A 21,300-nucleotide genomic window follows, 5' to 3' on the forward strand; every position below is an offset into this window, starting at 1 on the left:
CGGGCGAGCGAAGCGACGGGAGTATGTCGTAGTGGATGTCCTGATCGGGCAGCTGGCAACGGGATTGAGCCTCGGCTCGATCCTGTTGCTGGCCGCGCTGGGGTTGTCGCTGACGTTCGGCCAGATGGGCGTCATCAACATGGCGCACGGCGAGTTCATCATGGCCGGTTGCTACACCGCCTACGTGGTGCAGCAGATCGTGTCGAGCGCCGGTGCGTCGCTGTTGATCTCGCTGGCTGTCGGATTTGTGATCGGTGGCGCGATGGGTGCGCTTCTGGAGACCACGCTGATCCGCCGGATGTATCACCGGCCGCTGGACACACTGCTGGTCACCTTCGGTGTCGGGTTGATTCTTCAGCAGGTCGCTCGCGACGTCTTCGGGGCTCCCGCGGTCAACGTGGTGGCGCCGGCGTGGTTGTCGGGCGGGGTGGAGATGTTCGGGGCGGTGGTGCCCAAGACCCGGATTTTCATCCTGGTGCTGGCCGTCGTCTGCGTCGCGACGCTGGCCGCCGCGCTCAAGGCCAGCCCGATGGGCCGGCGGATCCGGGCGGTCGTCCAGAACCGCGACCTCGCCGAAACCAGCGGAATTTCGTCCCGGAAGACCGACATCACAACGTTTTTCATCGGTTCGGGGCTGGCCGCGGTGGCCGGTGTCGCGTTGACGCTGATCGGGTCGACCAGCCCGACCATCGGGCAGAGCTATCTGATCGACGCCTTCCTGGTGGTCGTGGTCGGCGGACTCGGCCAGATCAAGGGCACGGTGATCGCGGCGTTCGCGCTGGGCTTCTTGAACTCGTTCATCGAATACAACACCACCGCGTCGCTGGCCAAGGTGATCGTGTTCGTGATCATCGTGATCTTCCTGCAGGCTCGGCCGCAGGGCCTGTTCACCGTCCGGACAAGGAGTCTCGCGTGAGAACCTTCGTTGGCCGCTGGCAGACCTGGGCCGGTTTCGCGGTGGCCGCGGTGCTGCTGTTCGCCGTGGCGCCCGCGGTGCTGTCGGATTTTCGGCTCAGCCTGCTGGGCAAGTTTCTGTGCTTCGCGATCGTCGCGGTGGGGATCGGACTGGCCTGGGGCCGCGGCGGCATGCTCGTGTTGGGTCAGGGCGTGTTCTTCGGGCTCGGCGGCTACATGATGGGCATGCATCTGAAGATCGCCGACGCGCAGATATTCGGCAACGACGTGCCGGACTTCATGCAGATCGCCGGTGTGCGCGAATTGCCCGGCTACTGGCAGCCGTTCGCCTCCCCCGTCTTCACCCTGGCGGCAATCGTGGTGGTGCCGACGGCGATCGCGGCTGCGCTCGGGCTCGGCGTGTTCAAGCGCCGCGTCAAGGGTGCCTATTTCGCCATCCTGTCGCAGGCGCTGGCCGCCGCGCTGGCGATTCTGCTCGTCGGGCAGACCAGCCTGGGTGGCAGCAACGGGCTCAACAGGTTTCGCACGTTCTTCGGGTTCACGCTCAACGACCCGGCCAACCGGCGCATGCTGTACTTCATCGCCGCCGGCGTGTTGCTCGCCGTCGTCGCGGTGGTCGGCCAACTGATGCAGAGCCGGTACGGCGAGCTGCTGGTCGCGGTTCGCGACGGTGAGGAGCGTGTCCGCTTCCTCGGCTACGACCCGGCGAACATCAAGGTGGTCGCCTACACCGTGGCGGCGTTGTTCGCCAGTATCGCGGGCGCGTTGTTCGCCCCGATCGTCGGGTTCATCGCACCCTCGCAGGTGGGCATCCTGCCCTCGATCGCGTTCCTGATCGGCGTGGCGATCGGCGGGCGCACCACGCTGCTGGGGCCGGTGCTCGGCGCGATCGGGGTCGCGTGGGCGCAGACGCTGTTCTCCGAACGCTTCCCCTCGGAATGGACCTACGCACAGGGCCTGCTGTTCATCGTCGTGGTCGGCTTCTTCCCGGCCGGGCTGGCCGGTCTGGGCGTGCTGTTGAAACGGCGCCGGATCCGCAGGCGCCCGAAACCCGCCGCCGTCGAACCCCTACCGCAGGCCGATCCCGACACCGAGAAGGTGGGTGCAGCCACATGACGCTGGAAGCGGAACCGATTGCCGGCGGCAACGTCGGCATGGGCACCGAGTACCTCGAAGTACGCGGACTCACAGTGGATTTCGATGGCTTCAAGGCGGTCAGCGATGTCGACTTGACGCTGTTTCAGGGCGACCTGCGCTTCCTGATCGGCCCGAACGGTGCGGGCAAGACGACGGTCATCGACGCGATCACCGGCCTGGTCGACGCCGCCGGGTCGGTCAACAAATCCGGCGTCGAACTGCTCGGCAAGAAGGTGCATCAGATTGCCCGGCTCGGGGTGGGGCGCACGTTCCAAACGGCCACCGTCTTCGAGCAGCTGACCGTGCTGCAGAATCTCGACATCGCGGCGGGTGCCGGACGGTCGGCGTGGACGTTGTTGCGGCGCCGCAAGGGTGTGCTTCCCGCGATCGAAGAGGCGCTCGACACCATCGGGTTGAACGACCTGGCCGACAAGCCGGCCGGGGTGCTGGCCCACGGGCAGAAGCAGTGGCTGGAGATCGGCATGCTGCTAGTGCAGAACGCCGACGTGCTGCTGCTCGACGAACCCGTCGCGGGCATGAGCCACGAGGAACGCGAGGAGACTGGAAAGCTGTTGCGCCGCATCGGGGCCCAGCGCACAGTGGTCGTCGTCGAACACGACATGGACTTCATGCGCGCGTTCGCCACGTCGGTGAGCGTGCTCGCGCGCGGACAGGTGATCGCCGAGGGCTCTGTCGCCGAGGTGCAGGCCAACCCCAAGGTGCAAGAGGTCTACCTCGGCACCGCCGCGGCGGGCACTGCCGATGTCCCCGCCGAACTCATCGAGGAGTCCTGATGCTGTCACTGGTCGACGTGCGTTGCGGGTACGGCCGGTCCGAGGTCATCCACGGGGCCAGCGTCGACGTGCCCTCCGACGGGGTGGCCGCGGTGATGGGCCACAACGGAGCGGGTAAGACCACGCTGCTGCGTGCCGCGGTCGGATTGTTGCGATGCAGTGCGGGCAAGGTGCTCTTCGACGGCGACGACATCAGCAGGCTGCGCCCGAGTGCGCGCGTCGCGCGTGGACTGGCCTACGTGCCGCAGGGCCAGCAGTCGTTCGGCCAGCTCACCACGATCGAGAATTTGCAAGTCGTCGCGGACGGGCGCAAGAACGGTAAGCGGCTTATCGACGAACAACTCGACCTGTTTCCCGCGCTGAAGGAGTTGTTGACGCGCCGCGCCGGTCTGCTGTCGGGGGGTCAGCGCCAGCAGTTGGCGATCGCCCGCGCGCTGATCACCACGCCGAAGTGCCTGATCCTCGACGAGCCGACCGAGGGCATCCAGCCGTCGGTGGTCGCCGAGATCGAGGCCGCGATCACGTCGCTGACCCAGCGGGGTGACATGGGCGTGCTGCTGGTCGAACAGCACATCGGTTTCGCGCTGGAGTCCTCACAGCACTACTACGTCCTCGAGTCGGGCCGGGTGACGTCCAGCGGCGCGGGCGGCTCGTCCTCTGAAGCCGACGTCCGCGCCGCGATGGCCATCTAGTGCTGTCTCCTTCCGCGAGCGCGCGCGTCTGCCTACGACACGCCGCGCATTTCCAGCAGTTTGCGCACGCTCGCGGCCACCGAAGTGGCACAGTGCACCCGTGAACACAGCTTCGGAGCCGCAGGTACTGGCCGACACCGGTGGACTTGTCGTCACCGACGACGGTCGTCGGGTGTTGGTCCTGGACCGAGGCACCGGAGCGCTGACGGTGCTGGCATTCGTGCTCGGCGTCCTGACGATCGTCGTCGGCGGGTTCGGGCTGATCACGCTGATCGGCGGTGCCCCGTCGCGGGCGCTGGGTGCCGTCTTCCTCGCCGTGGGCGTGGTACTGGCGGTGTCCGCATTTCTCGTCGTGCGCAGGATCCGCAAGTACCGCAGCCGACCGCTGCACGAGTGCCGGCCCGCCGCGGTGCTCGACCGCAAGCTCGAGCTGTTCAGCTACCGCGGTGGAGCCCTGGTGCAGCTGGATCAGGTGCGCTTTGCGCGTAAGTTCCAAATCGGTTCCAGCTCACCGAAACTCGTCGCCGTCACACCCGGCGGCACGAAGACACTCAAGCGCGGCAACCCGTTCGACGGTGGGGTCGGGCACATCGACGAACTTCTCAACTCGGTCGCCCGCGGCTCTGCGTGAACCCGTCGCTCGAGCCGATCGCGCTGGCGGATCAGGGGCCTGTCGTGGTGGCCGAGCGCGGTTTTGAGGTCCTGCTGATTGACCGAGGACGCGCGCCGACGGAGATGACGGTGCTGCTGTTGACGATGTCGGCGTTGATCTTCGGCGGCTTCGGCGTCGTATCGATCTTCTACGCGTTCGCGTATTCGATGGTGTGGCCCTCGGCGGCGATCGGTGCTGCGCTGCTCGTCATCGGCATCGTGGCGTTCCGAGCGATGATGCGCGGGGGCGCAGCACTTCGACACATGCGGATGACACCGCTGAGCGCGTACCCCGCGGCGGCCGTCTTCGACCGCCAGAACCAGACCTACCGCGACGGCACCGGTGAGATTGTGGCACCGCTGAACCAAGTGCGATTCGAGCGGCGGTCGCGGTTGCTGACGTCGACTCTGGTCGCTGTCACCCCGTCATCGACGCGAGTCCTCATGCGCGGCAACGTGTTCAGCGGAGGCGTCGGGATGCTCGACCGGGTGCTCGCCGACGCCGTACACCGCGCTTGAGCACGCTCGATAGGCAGCCAGTGTGCGCAAACTGCCGAAAATTCGCGGTGTGTCGTGTGCAGACCCGCACGCTCGCGCCACCAGGGGCAAGGAGTCAGGCGCGGTTGAGGCGGGCCAGCACCTCGGCCAGCACGTCGTCCACCGCTACGTCCGTCTGCTGCCCGGTCGCCAGGTTCTTCACACCGATCGTGCCCCCCTCGATATCGCGGTCACCGGCGACCAGCGCAAGCGCCGCGCCCGAGCGGTCCGCTGCGCGCATCGCCCCCTTGATTCCACGGTCACCGTAGGCAAGGTCGACGCGCACACCCGCGGCCCGCAGTCGCGCGCCCAGCACCGACAGCGTCACCTTGGCCTGTTCGCCCAGCGGCACGCCGAAGACATCGACCCGCGCGGTCCCGCCGACGGTCTTGCCCTCGGCTTTCAACGCCAACAATGTGCGGTCGACGCCCAGGCCGAATCCGATGCCCGACAAGTCTTTTCCGCCGAGCTGTGCCATCAGGCCGTCGTAGCGTCCGCCGCCACCGATACCCGACTGCGCGCCGAGCCCATCGTGGACGAACTCGAAGGTGGTCTTGGTGTAGTAGTCCAGCCCGCGCACCATGCGCGGGTTGATGGCATACGGCACCGCCAACGCGTCCAGATGCGCCAGCACGGTGTCGAAGTGCTGTTTGGCGACGTCGGAGAGGTGGTCGAGCATCACCGGCGCATCGGCGGTCATCTCACGCATCTTCGGGCGCTTGTCGTCGAGCACCCGCAGCGGGTTGATCTCCGCGCGCCGCCGAGTCTCGTCGTCGAGGTCCAGCTTGAACAGGAAGTCCTGCAACAATTCCCGGTACTGCGGACGGCAGGTCTCGTCACCCAGCGAGGTGATCTCCAGCCGGAAACCGTCGAGTCCCAGCGATCGGAAGCCCGCATCGGCGATCGCGATCACCTCGGCGTCCAGGGCCGGGTCGTCGACGCCGATGGCCTCCACCCCGACCTGCTGCAGCTGACGGTAGCGGCCGGCCTGCGGTCGCTCGTACCGGAAGAAGGGGCCCGAGTAGCACAGCTTCACCGGAAGCGGCCCGCGGTCCAGGCCGTGCTCGATGACGGCGCGCATCACCCCCGCGGTGCCCTCCGGCCGCAACGTGACCGAGCGGTCACCGCGGTCGGAGAACGTGTACATCTCCTTCGACACCACATCGGTCGACTCCCCGACCCCGCGCGCGAATAACGCGGTGTCCTCGAAGATCGGCAGTTCGACGTCGCCGTAGCCGGCCCGGCGGGCGGTGTCGAGCAGACCGTCGCGCACACCGACGAATTGCGCCGAGTCGGGCGGCAGGTAGTCCGGGACGCCCTTGGGCGCCTGAAATTCACTCACTGGAACTCACTAGATCAAGCCTTCGAGAAACGGGTTGGTGCGGCGTTCGACACCGATCGTGGACTTCGGGCCGTGCCCCGGTAGTACCACGGTGTCGTCGTCGAGCACCAACAGTTTGTTGACGATCGAGCCGAGCAGGTCTCGACCACTGCCGCCCGGCAGGTCCGTCCGGCCCACCGACTGCCGGAACAGGGTATCGCCCGTGAACGCGACCGAACCCGGCCCGGACCCGATGGCCTCGTCGACGCGGAACACCACCGACCCGCGGGTGTGTCCGGGCGTGTGGTCGACGGTGACCGTCACACCGCCCAACTCCACCTTGTCGCCGTCCTTGTCCAGTTCGAGCACCTGCTTGGGCTCGCGGAACAACGCGCCGAACGCCGAGCTGGCCAGGCCCCCGAGGAACCCCCGCCCGAAGTCCTTGATCGGGTCGGTCAGCATGAAGCGGTCCTCGGGATGGATGTAGGCCGGGCAGCCGTACATGTCGGCCACCTTCTGGGCCGACCAGATGTGGTCTATGTGGCCGTGGGTGAGCAGCACCGCCGCAGGTGTCAGCCGGTTCTCGTCCAGGATCCGGCGCAACGGCCCCATCGCCCGCTGGCCGGGGTCGACGACGATGGCGTCGCCCCCGGCCCGTGGGGCCAGCACGTAGCAGTTGCACGCCAGCATGCCGGCGGCAAACCCGGTGATGAACACGACGTCCAGTTTCCCACCACCCGATGGCGTGGGTCGCGGCGCCACACTCAGCAATGCCTGGCACACTCGTTGCCGATCGACCGACAAGAGGAGGACATCAGCGGTGCCGACCAATGAACAGCGGCGGGCGACGGCGAAGCGCAAGCTCGAGCGGCAGTTGGAGCGTCGCGCGGAGAAGGCACGCAAGCGGCGCCAGTACGCGATCATCGGCTCGGTGGCCGGCGCGATCGTCGTGGTCGCCGCGGTGGTCGCGCTCGTCGTCACCAACCGCGACTCCGACAGCCAGACCGCGGCCGCCACGGAGACCTCGCCCACGTCGGCGGCCCCGTCGGCGCCCGGATCGCTTCCGGCGTTCGTAGCACCGGCCGGACTCGGCGAGAATTGCCAGTACCCGGCGTCCGCCGAGCAGGCCAGCAAGCCGGTTGATCCGCCCCGCGCAGGCAAGGTGCCCACCGAACCCGCCGAGATCAGCGCCAGCATGTCCACCGACCAGGGCAACCTCGGCCTGCTGCTCGACAACGGCAAGGCGCCGTGCACGGTGAACAGCTTCGCCAGCCTCGCCCAGCAGGGCTACTTCGACAACACCCCATGCCACCGGTTGACCACCGCCGAACAGCTCAAGGTGCTGCAGTGCGGCGACCCGACAGGCAAGGGCTCCGGCGGCCCGGGCTACTCGTTCGCCAATGAGTACCCGACCAACCAGTTCCAGCCCGACGACCCCAAGCTCCAAGAGCCGGTCACCTATCCGCGCGGCACCCTGGCCATGGCCAACGCCGGTCCGAACACCAACGGCAGCCAGTTCTTCCTCGTCTACCAGGACTCCAAGCTGCCCCCGAACTACACGGTGTTCGGCAGGGTCGACGACACCGGCCTGGCCACGCTGGACAAGATCGCGCAGGGCGGGGTCGCCGGCGGCGGCCAGGATGGTGCGCCGGCCACGCCGGTCACCGTGAAGTCGATCCTGTTGGACTGACGCCGTGACCGCGCCCCCGCCGTACGGCGGTCCTCCACCGCCGTACGGCTATCCGGCGCAGCAACACTCGTACGGCTATCCGCCGCCCAGGCAGACCAACACGCTGGCCGTCGCGGCGCTGGTGTGCGCGTTCGTCTTCGCGCCGCTGGGCATCGTGTTTGGCCACGTGTCGCTGTCGCAGATCAAGAAGACCGGCGAGGAGGGTCGCGGGCTGGCCATCGCGGGTCTGGTCATCGGATACCTGGTGTCGGTGTTGACGGTGCTGGTGGTCGTCATCAGCGTCGTCTTCCTGGCGGCGTTGGGCCGTGAACTCGAGAGGTTTGACGGTGCGGTTCCCGACGGCGCGACCGGCGGTCTGGCGGTCGACGAACTGCCGAAGTTCGATCGGCCCGCGACGCTCGGCTCGAATTGCCAGTACCCGCGCACCGCAGAGCCGTCGAGCAAGCCGGCCAAGCTGCCGCGCACCGGACGCGTACCCACGGACCCCGCGCTTGTCAGCGCCAGCATGACCACCAGCAAGGGCGACATTGGTCTGCAATTGGACAACGCCAAGGCCCCGTGCACGGTCAACAGCTTCGCCAACCTGGCCCAGCAGGGCTTCTTCGACGACACCCCCTGCCACCGGCTGACGACGGCAGTGCATCTCGGGGTGTTGCAGTGCGGCGACCCCAGCGGAACCGGCATCGGCGGCCCCGGGTATCAGTTCCCGAACGAATACCCGACCAACCAGTACCGGTTGAGCGATCCGGCGCTGCGCTCGCCGGTGCGCTATCCGCGCGGGACTCTGGCGATGGCCAACGCCGGCGTCGGCACCAACGGCAGCCAGTTCTTCCTCGTTTACGAGGACTCGCAGCTGCCGCCGACGTACACGGTGTTCGGCACGATCGACCAGACCGGTCTGGCGACACTGGACAAGATCGCGGCCGAGGGTGTGGCCGACGGCGGCGAGGACGGCAAGCCCGTCGCCGACGTCGTCGTCGAGTCGATCCGCTTGGATTGAGCGACTACTCGGCCGGGGCGGTCTCGATGTAGAACTCGACGTCCTCGCCCTCGACCTTGGTCACCCGCATGTTCGCGGTGTACGCCACACCTTCGGGTCCAGTGAACGTGCACTCGAACTTCGCGCCCTCTTCTGCCTCGACGTCCTCGGGGCACTTCACGTCGGTCGGTGTGAACCCCGTCTGCTCGGAGACCAGGTCGACGACGGACTGCGCAGCTGCATCGGGCTTGATCGTCGACCCGCAACCGACGACGGCGACTCCGAGGGAGACGAGAAGGACGACGACGGCGGGCCGCATCGTCGCAGTATCCCAGAACGAGCAAAAATTGACGCGCTTCAGCGAAATTTGCCACTGCGCCGGCTCACGCCGCTTCTGCCCAACTGCGGCTCACGCCGCTTCTGCCCAATTGCGGCTCACGCCGCGGAAGTGACCCGGTAGACGTCGTAGACACCCTCCACATTGCGCACCACGTTGAGCACGTGGCCCAGATGCTTGGGGTCGCCCATCTCGAAGGTGAACCGACTGATGGCCACCCGGTCATTGGACGTCGTCACCGACGCGCTCAGGATGTTCACCTTCTCGTCGGCCAACACCCGCGTGACGTCCGACAGCAACCGGTGCCGGTCGAGCGCCTCGACCTGAATGGCGACCAGGAACACCGACGAGGGCGACGGTGCCCACTTCACGTCAATGATCCGCTCCGACTGCTGCTGCAGCGACCCGGCGTTCGTGCAGTCGGTGCGATGCACGCTGACCCCGCCGCCGCGGGTGACGAAACCCATGATGTTGTCGCCGGGCACCGGCGTACAACACTTGGCGAGCTTGGTCAGCACGCCGGGAGCACCCGGCACGGCCACCCCGACGTCGTCGCTGGTGCGTTGGCGCACCGGCATCGTCGCAGGCGTCGACCTCTCGGCGAGTTCGTCGGAGGCTTCCTCGTCCCCACCGACCTGTGCGACCAGCCGCTGCACCACATGCCGCGCCGAGACATGACCCTCGCCGACTGCGGTGTAGAGCGCCGAGACGTCGACGTACCGCAGTTCGCGGGCCAGCGCGCCCATCGACTCGGCGTTCATCAAGCGCTGCAACGGAAGTCCGCCGCGCCGAACCTCGCGGGCAATGGCGTCCTTACCGGCTTCCAGCGCCTCCTCGCGGCGCTCCTTGGCGAACCACTGCCGGATCTTGGCCTTCGCGCGCGGTGAGACCACGAAGGTCTGCCAGTCGCGCGACGGTCCGGCGTTCATCGCCTTGGACGTGAAAACCTCGACCACTTCGCCGTTTTCGAGCTTGCGTTCCAATGCGACGAGGCGGCCGTTCACCCGTGCACCGATACAGCGGTGACCGACCTCGGTGTGCACCGCGTAGGCGAAGTCGACCGGCGTCGACCCGGTCGGCAGCGTGATCACGTCCCCCTTCGGGGTGAACACGAAGATCTCCTGCACCGCAAGGTCGTAACGCAACGACTCGAGGAACTCGCCGGGGTCGGCGGCCTCCCGCTGCCAGTCCAGAAGTTGACGCATCCAGGCCATGTCGTCGATCTCGGCCGACGAGTGCTGGTTCGGAATGGCGTTGCGACCCTTGGTTTCCTTGTAACGCCAGTGTGCGGCGATCCCCAGCTCGGCCGTCTTGTGCATGTCGTGGGTGCGGATCTGCACTTCCAGGGGCTTGCCCTCGGGGCCGACGACGGTGGTGTGCAACGACTGGTACACGCCGTACCGCGGCTGGGCGATGTAGTCCTTGAACCGCCCCGCCATCGGCTGCCACAGCGAGTGGACCACGCCCAAAGCCGCATAGCAGTCCCGGATCTCGTCGCAGAGGATGCGCACCCCGACGAGGTCGTGGATGTCGTCGAAGTCGCGGCCCTTGACGATCATCTTCTGGTAGATCGACCAGTAGTGCTTGGGGCGGCCCTCCACGATCGCGGTGATCTTCGATGCGTTCAGCGTCGCGGTGATCTCGGCGCGCACCTTGGCCAGGTAGGTGTCGCGCGACGGCGCACGGTCGGCGACCAGTCGCACGATCTCCTCGTACTTTTTGGGGTGCAGGATCGCGAAGGCGAGATCCTCCAGTTCCCACTTGACCGTCGCCATTCCCAGCCGATGCGCAAGCGGTGCAATGACTTCCAGGGTCTCACGCGCCTTGCGCTGCTGCTTCTCGGGCGGCAGGAACCGCATCGTGCGCATGTTGTGCAGCCGGTCGGCGACCTTGATCACCAGCACGCGAGCATCGCGTGCCATCGCGATGATCATCTTGCGGATGGTCTCGCCCTCCGCGGCGGTGCCCAGCGCGACCTTGTCCAGCTTGGTGACGCCGTCGACCAGATGGCCGACCTCGGTGCCGAACTCCTCGGTCAGCGCTTCCAGGGTGTATCCCGTGTCCTCGACCGTGTCGTGAAGCAGCGCCGCGATCAGCGTGGTGGTGTCCATGCCGAGCTCGGCCAAGATGTTGGCCACCGCCAACGGATGCGTGATGTAGGGATCACCCGACCGGCGAAGCTGATCGGCGTGCCGCCGCTCGGCCACCTCGTAGGCCCGCTGCAGCAATTGCAGATTGGCCTTCGGGTAGATCTCCTTATGGACGGCGACCAGCGGCTCGAGCACGGGGTTGATCGCGCTGCGCTGCGACGTCATCCGGCGCGCCAGCCGGGCTCGCACACGGCGCGACGCGCTCGCGGAGGGCTTCGGCAGCTCCAGCGGTTGCGTCTCGGGAATCTGGGCGCCGGGCGGCGCTGACTGCACGGCCTGGCCCGTGCCGGGTTCTTCAGCCATGGTCACCTCCCGGTCTGGTCCTCACGCAAAGCGCTCATCGGTCTCGACGGCTGCATTTCAGGCACGCGCCTTCGAGGATATCCCTCAGACGGTGTAGAGCGAGGTGACCGGCAGCGGTTCGAGCGCTTCGCGACCGCCCAGCGCGGTCAACTCGAGGAGCACCGCGGCGCCCGGTACGGAGGCACCCGCGTTCTGCAACAGTTTGACCGCCGCGGCCGCCGTGCCGCCGGTGGCCAGCACATCGTCGATGATGAGCACACTGCGGCCGCCGAGGTCGATCCCGTCGGCTGGAATCTCCAGCGTGGCCGTGCCGTATTCGAGCGCATAGGTCTCACTGAACACCGGTGGCGGCAGCTTGCCGCCCTTGCGGATCGCCAACACGCCCGTGCCCAGCCGCAATGCGACCGCCGCACCGAGCAGGAAACCGCGCGCGTCGATCCCCGCCACCAGGTCCGCGCCGCGGGCGACCTCGGCGAACGCGTCGGTCACCGCGGCCAATCCGTGCGCGTCGGCCAACAACGGGGTGAGGTCCTTGAACGCGACGCCAGGCTCCGGAAAGTCGGGCACCTCGCGCATCATCCTCGCGATCAGCGACGAGATGTCTCCGCCACCATCACTCACCGGTCCAACACCCAACGGTCCATGTTCCATCCCGCGCCCCACCGCGTCGGGTTGGTGCTCACGGCGAACATCTTCTTCGATGTCAGCACCGTCCGCTGCTGCCGGTACAGCGGCAGCGTCGGCATGTCGGCCCACAGCACCGGGCCGCCCTCGCTGAGCAGCCGGGCCATTTCCTTGGGGTCGTTGGTGATCGCGATCGCGGAGATGACCCGGTCCACCTGTGGGTTGGAGTAGCGCGGCAGGTTGTTGCCGTTCCCGGTGTGGAACTGGTAGGCGTCCATCGCCGACGAGCCGGTCGACCCGCTCCCCGCGGCACCACCCGTGCTGGCGATCAGCACGTCGATCTCGTTGTTGCGCAACGACAGTGGGCCCACGGTGTCGCTTGCGGCCTCTTCGACGGTAATGCCGGCGGGCGCACACGACTTGGCGATGGCGCCGACGGTGGCCGCCAGCCGCGCGTTCGGGCTCTGATACCCCATGCGGACGGTCATGGGGCGTGCGTTGAGCGCGGCGCGGGCGGCGTCTGGGTTGGCGGCGACGAACTGTCCTGGCTCCGGACCGGCCTCGGCCCCGCTGTAGGCATCCTCGGTGGCGGGATTGAGCCGCGAGTTGGCGATGGGCTGCTCGGCGTTGCGGGCGATCACGTCGCGCGGTGTGCAGAGGGCCAGCGCGCGGCGGGCCGGCGGGGCCGCCAAGGGCCCCTCCGGCGCGAAGATCAGCTGTTGGATGCCGGCCGACGGGGCATCGGTTCGCACGTAGTCGTCGGGCATGTTCAGCGTGCCCGATGATCCGGTGGCGATGTCGACGACGTCGTAGGCGCCCTGATTGACGCGCTCCTGGATGTCGGCGCCGCGCGGCCACACGGTGACCTCCTTGGTGATCGGCTCGGCGCCCCACCATTTGTCGTTGGCCACCAACACGACGGCCCCGTCCTCGGTCACCGATTCCAGCTTGTACGGCCCCGACGACGGGAACCGCTTCAGGTCGAGATCGGGTTTCAGCTCCCAACCGGTGTTCCAGACCTGGGCGATGCGCTCCACCGCGGCACCGTCGTTCTCGAGGATGGCCCGGGTGACTCCGCCATCGCCGAGACCGAGCTGGTCGGCGATGACGTGCGACGGCATCATCGACGTCGCGGAGAACAACTGCCCGAAATCGACGAACCCACGATCGGGCGCGAACGACACCCGCGCCTTCTTCTGCCCCGGCGTGCAGTCCACCGTGGCGATATCGCTGTAACCCGCGCGGCTGGCGGCGTCGAAGTTCGGGAACCGCCCGGACTGCGACGCCCACGCCAACACGACGTCGTCGCAGGTGATCGGTTTTCCGTCGGAATACACCGCGTTCGCGTTGACCTCGTAGTCGAGGACCAGCGGTTGCCTGCCGACGACCGAGATGGTTCCGAAGTCGTGATCGCCGACGATCTGGCCGTCGGGGCCGTGGTAGTTGAAGCCCGTCAGCACCCGCGCGAAGGCCTGCGGACCGGCCGAGGCGGCGCCCGCGACAGTGTTGGTGTTGTAGGTGATCAGCGTGCCGTCGACGGCGTAGTCGATGCTGTCGGCGGGGCTGCGCGTGCACGCCGACGCCAACGACGCGGCGAGCACCAGTACGCCCGCCAGGACACCGCAACGCCGGATCGGGTTCACTGCCCTCGCGGGCTGTGTGCCCGCCCGCTTGCCGGCGCTCATCTCCCTACCGCCGCCGCGTATCGCGCTTACCCGACGGGCGTCCGGTCCGGCTGCTGATCGGCCGCACCGGGCGTGCCCCCGGCGCGGGCTTGTCCGGCGGCGGAGTGGTGCGCGTCGCAGCGTCGGCACGCGCCGTCGCGGCCGCGCCGACCGTCTCGGGTTCGTCGGAATCGTCGTCGGCTTGGGAGGCGCGTGCCGTCGCATTCTTACGGCGGTTCATCACCCGGCGGGTGTGGTTGCGCACGAGGTCCGTGCGCTCGCGCAGCGTGACCAGCAGAGGGGTTGCGAAGAAGATCGACGAGTAGGTGCCGACGATGACGCCGACCAACTGCACCAGCGCCAAGTCCATCAGCGTGCCCACACCCAGCAGCCACACCGCCACGACCATCAACGCCACGATCGGCAACACCGAAATTAGGCTGGTGTTGATGGACCGCATGAAGGTCTGGTTGACCGCGAGGTTGGCGTGTTCGGCGAAGGTGCGTCTCGTGGTGTGCTCGAAGCCGTGGGTGTTCTCCTCGACCTTGTCGAACACGATGACGGTGTCATAGAGCGAGAAGCCGAGAATCGTGAGCAGGCCGATCACCGTGGCCGGGGTGACCTCGAAGCCGACGAGCGAGTACACACCGGCGGTCACCACAAGGTCGAACACCAGCGTCGCCATCGCGGCGATCGACATGTAGCGCTCATAGCGCAGCATGATGTAGACGGTCGCCAGCACGAGGAACACCACCAGCGCGATCAGCGCCTTCTGGGTGATCTGGCCTCCCCACGTCTCCGACACCGCGGAATCGCTGATGGCCTGCTTGCTGGGCGCTCCGTTCGCCCCCCTCGGCTTGAACGCGTCGAACAGCGCGGTGCGCAGCTCCTCGGTCTCCTCGTTGGTCAGCGTCTCGGACCGGATCTGCACGGTGGCCGATCCGCCGCTGCCGACCACGACCACCGACTCGGGGTTCTTACCCAGCGTCTTGCTGAACACGTCCTCGACCTGCTGGACGGTCACGGTGCCCGATTCGGTCGCGGTCGGCATCGACACCTTGGTGCCGCCCTCGAAGTCGATGCCGAAGGTGAAGCCGCGCAGCAGCATGCTGAGCAGGCACACCAGCACGATCGCACCGCTGACGGCATACCACAGCTTGCGCTTGCCGATGACCTCGAAGGCACCGGTGCCGGTGTACAGGCGGACGAAGAAGCCGTGCTGAGGGGCGGTCGACTCGAGGTTCGGCGCCTCCACGGCGCTGGTCTGCTGTTCTTCCGATGACTGTTTGGGCGCCATATGTCAGTCCCGTCCCGTCGCGTGCGCGGCCGCTCGTCGCTCCCTGGCGATCTGTTGCACCGCACCGAGTCCGTTCAAAGAAGGCTTGGCCAGTGTCGGCGACTTCGACGCCAGATACACCAGCGGCCACGTCACCAGGAAGACCACGACCACGTCGAGGACGGTGGTCAGACCCAGAGTGAACGCGAAGCCCTTGACCTGGCCGACGGCGAGGACGTAGAGCACCGCCGCGGCGAGCAGCGTCACCGCGTTGCCGGACACGATCGTCTTGCGGGCCCTCGCCCAACCGCGCGGCACCGCCGACCGGAATGAACGCCCTTCGCGTATCTCGTCTTTGATGCGTTCGAAGAACACCACAAACGAGTCAGCCGTCATACCGATACCGATGATCAGACCGGCGATACCGGCCAGGTCCAGCGTGTAACCGATCCATCTGCCCAGAAGCACCAGGATCGCGTAAACCATTGCGCCGGAAGCGACCAGCGACAGGGCGGTCAACACGCCCAGCATCCGGTAGTAGAGCAGCGAATAGGCCAGCACCAACGCCAGGCCGACCGCACCCGCGATCAAGCCCGCGCGCAGCGACGACAGACCCAGTGTGGCCGAGACGGTTTCAGCCTCCGACGACTCGAAGGACAACGGCAGCGATCCGTACTTGAGCACGTTGGCCAACTCGCGGGCCGTCTGCTGGGTGAACTGGCCGCTGATCTGTGTGCGCCCGCCCGGGATCGGCTCGCGGATCTCGGGTGCGCTCATCACCTTCGTGTCGAGCACGAACGCGGTCTGCGTTCCAACGTTTGCGGCGGTGAAATCCGCCCAGGTCTTCGCGCCATCGCTTTTGAACTGGACGTCGACGACGTACTCACCGCGCTGCTGGTCGAGACCGGAGGTGGCGTCCTGGATCTGCTCGCCGTTGATGATCGCCTTGTCCAGCAGGTACACCTCGTTGCCGTCCGCCGAGCAGGTGATGAGCGGAAGATTGGGGTCGTCGTTGCCCGCGAGGACGTCCTCCTCGCCGCAGCGCGTGGCCTGGAACTGCAACGCCAGGATCTGGATCTGCTGATCGGTGCTCTGCCGCAACTGCTTCTCGTCGGCGATGCGCTGCGCCAGCGGAACGTTTTCCGGTGACGTGGGTGTAGTCGTCGTCGGCTCGGGAGCGTCCGGCGCAGGTGACGGCTGGGGAGCACCCGGCGTGGGTGACTGTGCGGGGCTACCCGGCGCCGGCGTCGGAGGCGGCTCCGGTGCGGGTTGGGCAGGCGGTTCCTGAGGATAGGGACGCGGCTGCGGGGCCGGCGGAGCGGCGGGCTCGGCAGGCCGCTGCTGGCCGGCGGGAGGCTGCTGGCCGGCGGGAGGCTGCTCACCGGCGGGCGCCTCAGTACCCGGCATACCCGGGATCATCCCGCCCGGCATCCCCGGAATCGGACCGCCAGGAGGCATACCGGCTGGTCCCTCCGTCGGCGGCTGTTGGCCGGGCACCTCGGCAGGCATCACATGCACGACGGGGCGGATGTACAGGCGTGCCGTCTGGCCGAGGTTGCGGGCGTCGCTGCTCTCGCTGCCCGGCACCGTGATGACGAGGTTGTTGCCGTCGATGATCACCTCGGAGCCGGACACGCCGAGACCGTTGACCCGGTCGTTGATGATCTGCTGCGCCTGGCTCAACGCTTCGCGGGTGGGCGGCGACCCGTCGGGCGTGCGGGCGGTGAGGGTGACGCGGGTACCGCCCTGCAGATCAATGCCGAGTTTGGGTTCGGCCTTCTTGTCTCCGGTCAGGAAGACCAGGCAGTAGGCGCCGACCAGCAACACCAGAAACAGCGAGAGGTAGCGGGCAGGGTGCACCGGCGTCGAAGACGATGCCACGTTTTGTCAGGTCTCCTCGGAATCGGTTCGTCAGCACCGCAGAGACTACGGGCTTCAGCTGTGAAGATCGCCCGCGGACTCAGCCGTCGGTCTTGGTGTTCGGGCTTTCGGTGAGTTCGGTCGCGGTCGACTCGGGCTCGTCGTCTTCGAACTCGTCGTCGTCAGTGATGCGGTCACGCACCGCGAGCTTCATCCAAGTGGTGACAACGCCCGGGGCGATCTCGAGCTCCACCTCATCGTCAGTGATGCCCTTGATGGTCCCGACCAGACCGGACGTGGTGTGCACGCGGTCATCGATCTGAAGAGATTCATGCAGGTCGATGGTGGCCTGCATAGCTTTCTTCTGTCGGCGGGACGCGAAGAACATGAATGCGCCCAGCACGATGAGCAGGGGAAGGAAGACAACCAAATCCATGGCAACAATGTCTTTCGTTAGGTCATATGGTCACAGCGCAGCGCGGTCGGGGCGCGCGCCCATAAGTGACCAGTGTGCCATTGCGGGCTTCGGCAGCGACCAGCCCACCGCGATGAGACCGCGAAATCGCCAAGCCGCAAGCACGCTGAGCCACGCCGGGGCACCGGCGGTCAACGGATTTCGTCGTCGTTGCACCGGATGACCGCGGATCACACCGCACTCCCCCGTGGTTATCGATCGGATCGGTGCTGTCTTGGTTAGGCTCTTGCTCGATGAGCACCGTCGAGCAGACCCGGCGTGATCGTGGGGTTCGGCGGATAGTCGGCGACGCGCTGCGCTGCCTCCCATTCCTGACGAAGAGAGGATCGAATGGCCAGCGACTTCAAGGTCCAGAACTTCATCGGCGGCGAGAGCGTCGACTCGGTCAGCGGCGCCACCATGGCGCTCGTCGATCCGTCGACCGGTGAGCGGTACGGCACCGCGCCGATCTCCACCGAGGCCGACATCGACAACGCGTACGCGGCCGCGTCGAAAGCGTTCGCTGACTGGAAGCGCACCACGCCGTCGGTGCGGCAGAAGGCACTGCTCGACTTCGCTGACGACGTCGAGCGAAGCGCCCAGGCGCTCGTCGAGGCAGAGGGCCGCAATACCGGTAAGGCCAACCACGTCACGATGGCCGAAGAGATTCCCCCGATGGTGGACCAGATCCGCTTCTTCGCGGGCGCGGCGCGGATGCTGGAGGGCAAGTCGGCCGGCGAATATATGGAGAACCACACCTCGTGGATCCGTCGCGAACCGGTCGGCGTCATCGGGCAGGTGGCGCCGTGGAACTACCCGATGATGATGGCGATCTGGAAGTTCGTGCCCGCGGTCGCGGCGGGAAACACCGTCGTGATCAAGCCCAGCGACACCACGCCGGTGACGACGGTGATGCTGGCCGAGATCGCCGCCAGGCATTTTCCGCCCGGAGTGCTGAATGTCGTTTGCGGAGACCGGGAAACGGGCGCAGCGGTCGTGGCGCATCCGACTCCGCAGATGGTGTCGATCACCGGTTCCGTCGCGGCGGGCCGTGCGGTGGCCGTCAGCGCGGGCGGACATCTCAAGCGCACGCACCTCGAGTTGGGCGGTAAGGCGCCGGTGATCGTGTTCGACGACAGCGACATCGCATCGGCGGCCGAAGGCATCGCGACCGCGGGCTATTTCAACGCCGGACAGGACTGCACGGCGGCAACGCGCGTGCTCGCGACGGCCCGGATGGCCTCGGACCTGACTGAGGCGCTGGCCGAGCAGGCGCGCGCCGCGACCACGACGTACGGCAAGCCGGCCGACGACGAGGACGCGTGGGTGCCGCCGGTGAACAACTCCACTCAGTTGGAGCGGGTGCTGGGGTTCCTGGGAGACGTCCCGTCACATGCCTCCGTCGCGGTCGGTGGAGGACGCCAGGGCGACAAGGGCTTCTACGTCGAACCGACGGTGATCGGCGGGCTTCGGCAGGACGACAGGCTGGTTCAGCAGGAGATCTTCGGGCCGGTTATCACCGTGCAGGCCTTCACCGACGAGGACGAGGCGATCGCGTGGGCCAACGGCACCGAGTACGGGTTGGCGTCGTCGGTGTGGACCCGCGACGTGTCTCGGGCGCTGCGGGTTTCAGCGGCTCTGGACTTCGGGTGCGTATGGATCAACACCCACATTCCGCTGGTGGCCGAGATGCCGCACGGCGGATTCAAGTCGTCGGGCCACGGTAAAGACCTGTCGATGTACGGGTTCGAGGATTACACCCGCATCAAGCACGTCATGGCCTATACGGGCTGACATTCCGTGCGATTTGTGGAGTGTTAGCAGCGGTGACCGCCGGTGCGGCTCCACAAATCGCGGAGGATTAGAAGATTCTGACGCCGATCAGCGTGGAGACGAAGCGGTAGATGTCGTCGACGGTCAGTTCGGTGCCGTCGACCTCGACGTCGATCAGGTTGGACAACAGGTCGTCGGTCGGCTTCCAGCAACGCTCGGCGATCTTGACGTCGATGTACTGGTACAGAGCCTCTTCGTCGCGAGGCGTCATCGGGCCGCTGGCCAACCGGGCGAACATCTGCCAGTCCTCTTCCGGGAAGCCGAACGCCTCACACACTGCGGTAGCCGAATTCTGGCGCGCGACAATGGAATCGGCGATACCAGGCCTGTCGGACATGATTGGTCTCCTGACAAGATTTTCAAGTCACTATCGAACGCCGTTGCGCGGAATCACCGGGAGGCGCACGTCGAGCGGATTACATAGCCAGGCTAGCTTCTGACCAGGCCGCAGGCAGTCATGCAGGTCACAAGAAGGCGGTGAAACCCATCGCTTGAGCGGACATTTGGGATCTACGTCACCCGCAGGCCCATGGCACGCAAAAACGCCCCACAACCTGTGTGGGGCGCTTTGCGATCCGCTAACGCTTACCGGTGTGCGAGCTTGCCGCCACGGTGGCCGCGAGAGCGGAACCTGTCGAGCAGGCCGCGGCGACGCGGTTTTGCGGCTTCGGCCGCGGGCCCGATGACCTCGGTTCGCTGCTCCGCCATCGCGGGCTGATCGGCGGCGGGAGCGGTGGTCCCGGTAACTGGGGTTGGCGCGGTCGTCGCGGCAGGAGCCGAAGTGACCGGCGCGCGTTCGTCGGCAGCGGTATTCGCGGCGACAGGACGATCCGCCCACTCGACGTCGCGCACGCTTCGGACCGAGATGCGGCCAAGCGCCGCTGCGCCCAGGAACACGATCAGTGCGCCCAGACCGTAGAAGTACGTCAGCTCCAGCGCGATGCGCTTGCCCTCGGTGGCGGCGACCGGCACACCCGCGTCACCCATACCCAACGGGCCGGCCATGGCGCGGCCGATGATGAACCACACGCCACCTGCCACGGCGAGCCACCCGCCTAGCGAGGCCGTCGCACGATTGCGTGACATCAGCAGGAGCAGGCCGCCCACCACGGTCACCACACCCGGCAGTACCTCCAGCCAGCCTCGGCCGGTGGTCCACGTCCAGGCCTGGTCGGGGCTGTACGCGAAGTTGAACAGGGGCCCGATGAAGGGAGCCAGCGCGCCCCACGCGCCCAGCAGGATCAGCAGAAATCCACTCGTGGCGCCGCGACTGCGCGGCATTCGCAGACGCCCACCACGGGGGTGTACACGCGTATCGTTCATGATGCCTCCTTGGTTGTAATGCGTGATTACCCAGGCTGGCGATCTGTAACCCGTCGTTGGCTAGTTGGCGCCATGCGACTCGACGGTGCCTTCGCCGTCGACTCAGCCCGCCGCGTTTTGGTCGACGCGTCAGAGCGGTGGGGCACGACGAGGCGAACAGTTGACGGCCGAAGAGTGGTCGACACCGACGCGTTGTGAGGACTGGAATGTGGCGGCGTTGATGCGGCGACAATGCTGCGCCGCTTCAACCAACCCGACGGTGTCGCCAACACCAACGCCGGAAGCCCTGCCGAGCAAGCAGTTTCGGAAGCCGCGGCGCTGACCCCGCGGATGGCCGCCCAGCGGTTCGTCGAAAAGTCGCCGGAGTTCTGCGTGACACGCCGGTGTCCGGCCGAGACAACGATCGCGTATCCGGTCGTCGGCAGCGCGACGCTGGGAGTCGTCGCCACGACCGCCCTGATGGAGGCGACGGTGCATCTGCTCGACCGCGCCGATGCGGTTGGCGGTGTCGAACCCTCGGCAGAGGCGTTGTGCGCTACCCGCGACCTCTTGATCTGCGTGTCCGATGCGTTGTCAGCGGTCGAGGTGCTTTCCGGCCGCGCCGAGGCCGCAAGGGTGATACCGGCGATTCGCTGACCAGGCACGACGATCCCGCGCAGAAGGCGCTGCCGGCCTTCACAGCAAGCTCCCAGCCAGGGCGGGAATAGTTTTTATATCGCTTATCGATGTTTTTGGTGGACGCAATGGCGCGCCCCGCAGT

At 67.0% G+C, this 21,300-nt stretch carries 21 protein-coding genes; 10 read left to right on the forward strand and 11 right to left on the reverse strand.

The genetic code is table 11. The features are described 5' to 3' along the window. The first annotated feature begins 31 nt into the window (after positions 1–31). The 6 genes from urtB to A5759_RS26325 all read left to right on the forward strand — a co-directional run bounded on the left by urtB (position 32) and on the right by A5759_RS26325 (position 4,708). A complete protein-coding gene (gene urtB, locus A5759_RS10935) occupies positions 32–916 on the forward strand; it encodes an urea ABC transporter permease subunit UrtB (protein WP_064395387.1) in 885 nt (294 codons plus the stop codon). Then, positions 913–2,031 (forward strand): urea ABC transporter permease subunit UrtC, encoded by a 1,119-nt coding sequence (gene urtC / locus A5759_RS10940; protein WP_064395386.1) that lies wholly within the window; start codon positions 913–915, stop codon positions 2,029–2,031. Before urtB ends, urtC begins: the two co-directional genes overlap by 4 nt. Next, positions 2,028–2,846 carry an urea ABC transporter ATP-binding protein UrtD gene (gene urtD, locus A5759_RS10945; RefSeq protein ID WP_064395385.1) on the forward strand — a complete coding sequence of 273 codons (819 nt, stop codon included), beginning with the start codon at positions 2,028–2,030 and terminating at the stop codon, positions 2,844–2,846. The genes urtC and urtD overlap by 4 nt, the downstream gene beginning before the upstream one ends. Beyond that, positions 2,846–3,538, forward strand: coding sequence for an urea ABC transporter ATP-binding subunit UrtE (urtE, locus tag A5759_RS10950; RefSeq protein WP_068197326.1), 693 nt, complete (start codon positions 2,846–2,848; stop codon positions 3,536–3,538). The genes urtD and urtE overlap by 1 nt, the downstream gene beginning before the upstream one ends. Positions 3,539–3,638: 100 nt before the next feature. Beyond that, on the forward strand, positions 3,639–4,169 hold the full coding sequence (locus A5759_RS26105) for a hypothetical protein (protein ID WP_197506017.1): 531 nt from the start codon (positions 3,639–3,641) through the stop codon (positions 4,167–4,169). Beyond that, complete coding sequence (locus tag A5759_RS26325; protein WP_082962076.1) at positions 4,166–4,708, forward strand: hypothetical protein; 543 nt, start codon at positions 4,166–4,168, stop codon at positions 4,706–4,708. The genes A5759_RS26105 and A5759_RS26325 overlap by 4 nt, the downstream gene beginning before the upstream one ends. 94 nt (positions 4,709–4,802) lie before the next feature. On the opposite strand, the gene hisS is transcribed toward A5759_RS26325, so the two are convergent. Together hisS and A5759_RS10970 are read right to left on the reverse strand one after the other, a co-directional pair. Continuing rightward, positions 4,803–6,068 (reverse strand): histidine--tRNA ligase, encoded by a 1,266-nt coding sequence (gene hisS / locus A5759_RS10965; protein WP_068197329.1) that lies wholly within the window; start codon positions 6,066–6,068, stop codon positions 4,803–4,805. Between the two features lie 9 nt (positions 6,069–6,077). Beyond that, complete coding sequence (locus A5759_RS10970) at positions 6,078–6,764, reverse strand: MBL fold metallo-hydrolase (protein ID WP_064395619.1); 687 nt, start codon at positions 6,762–6,764, stop codon at positions 6,078–6,080. A gap of 103 nt (positions 6,765–6,867) precedes the next feature. Here A5759_RS10970 and A5759_RS10975 point away from each other — a divergent pair, with 103 nt between their 5' ends. Next, positions 6,868–7,737 carry a peptidylprolyl isomerase gene (locus tag A5759_RS10975; RefSeq protein WP_068197332.1) on the forward strand — a complete coding sequence of 290 codons (870 nt, stop codon included), beginning with the start codon at positions 6,868–6,870 and terminating at the stop codon, positions 7,735–7,737. Between the two features lie 4 nt (positions 7,738–7,741). After that, positions 7,742–8,737: a peptidylprolyl isomerase gene (locus A5759_RS10980; protein ID WP_064395380.1), complete on the forward strand. Its 996-nt coding sequence runs from the start codon at positions 7,742–7,744 to the stop codon at positions 8,735–8,737. Between the two features lie 4 nt (positions 8,738–8,741). Here A5759_RS10980 and A5759_RS10985 read toward each other — a convergent pair whose 3' ends face one another. The 7 genes from A5759_RS10985 to yajC form a co-directional block, all read right to left on the reverse strand. Beyond that, positions 8,742–9,035 (reverse strand): DUF4333 domain-containing protein, encoded by a 294-nt coding sequence (locus A5759_RS10985; RefSeq protein WP_068197335.1) that lies wholly within the window; start codon positions 9,033–9,035, stop codon positions 8,742–8,744. A gap of 116 nt (positions 9,036–9,151) precedes the next feature. Further along, positions 9,152–11,506: a bifunctional (p)ppGpp synthetase/guanosine-3',5'-bis(diphosphate) 3'-pyrophosphohydrolase gene (locus A5759_RS10990; protein WP_068198251.1), complete on the reverse strand. Its 2,355-nt coding sequence runs from the start codon at positions 11,504–11,506 to the stop codon at positions 9,152–9,154. A gap of 84 nt (positions 11,507–11,590) precedes the next feature. Then, positions 11,591–12,157 carry an adenine phosphoribosyltransferase gene (locus tag A5759_RS10995; RefSeq protein ID WP_068197337.1) on the reverse strand — a complete coding sequence of 189 codons (567 nt, stop codon included), beginning with the start codon at positions 12,155–12,157 and terminating at the stop codon, positions 11,591–11,593. Next, positions 12,124–13,815 (reverse strand): ABC transporter substrate-binding protein, encoded by a 1,692-nt coding sequence (locus tag A5759_RS11000; RefSeq protein WP_082962077.1) that lies wholly within the window; start codon positions 13,813–13,815, stop codon positions 12,124–12,126. Before A5759_RS11000 ends, A5759_RS10995 begins: the two co-directional genes overlap by 34 nt. Positions 13,816–13,819: 4 nt before the next feature. After that, on the reverse strand, positions 13,820–15,091 hold the full coding sequence (secF, locus tag A5759_RS11005) for a protein translocase subunit SecF (RefSeq protein WP_068197340.1): 1,272 nt from the start codon (positions 15,089–15,091) through the stop codon (positions 13,820–13,822). A gap of 3 nt (positions 15,092–15,094) precedes the next feature. Continuing rightward, complete coding sequence (gene secD / locus A5759_RS11010) at positions 15,095–16,951, reverse strand: protein translocase subunit SecD (RefSeq protein WP_068197343.1); 1,857 nt, start codon at positions 16,949–16,951, stop codon at positions 15,095–15,097. A 79-nt stretch (positions 16,952–17,030) separates the two neighbouring features. Next, positions 17,031–17,366: a preprotein translocase subunit YajC gene (gene yajC / locus A5759_RS11015; protein ID WP_064415788.1), complete on the reverse strand. Its 336-nt coding sequence runs from the start codon at positions 17,364–17,366 to the stop codon at positions 17,031–17,033. Between the two features lie 369 nt (positions 17,367–17,735). Between yajC and A5759_RS11020 the strand changes: the two genes are divergently transcribed. Then, positions 17,736–19,178: a gamma-aminobutyraldehyde dehydrogenase gene (locus A5759_RS11020; RefSeq protein WP_068197346.1), complete on the forward strand. Its 1,443-nt coding sequence runs from the start codon at positions 17,736–17,738 to the stop codon at positions 19,176–19,178. Between the two features lie 67 nt (positions 19,179–19,245). On the opposite strand, the gene A5759_RS11025 is transcribed toward A5759_RS11020, so the two are convergent. Further along, positions 19,246–19,554 (reverse strand): hypothetical protein, encoded by a 309-nt coding sequence (locus A5759_RS11025; protein WP_068197349.1) that lies wholly within the window; start codon positions 19,552–19,554, stop codon positions 19,246–19,248. 248 nt (positions 19,555–19,802) lie between these two features. Next, on the reverse strand, positions 19,803–20,540 hold the full coding sequence (locus A5759_RS11030) for a hypothetical protein (RefSeq protein WP_068197351.1): 738 nt from the start codon (positions 20,538–20,540) through the stop codon (positions 19,803–19,805). A gap of 231 nt (positions 20,541–20,771) precedes the next feature. Here A5759_RS11030 and A5759_RS11035 point away from each other — a divergent pair, with 231 nt between their 5' ends. Then, entirely contained in the window at positions 20,772–21,176 is a 405-nt protein-coding gene (locus tag A5759_RS11035; protein WP_231984609.1) for a hypothetical protein, read from the forward strand. The last annotated feature ends 124 nt before the right edge of the window (positions 21,177–21,300 follow it).

The sequence above is a fragment of the Mycobacterium sp. 852014-52144_SCH5372336 genome (genome assembly GCF_001665615.1).
Lineage (GTDB): Bacteria > Actinomycetota > Actinomycetes > Mycobacteriales > Mycobacteriaceae > Mycobacterium > Mycobacterium neumannii_A.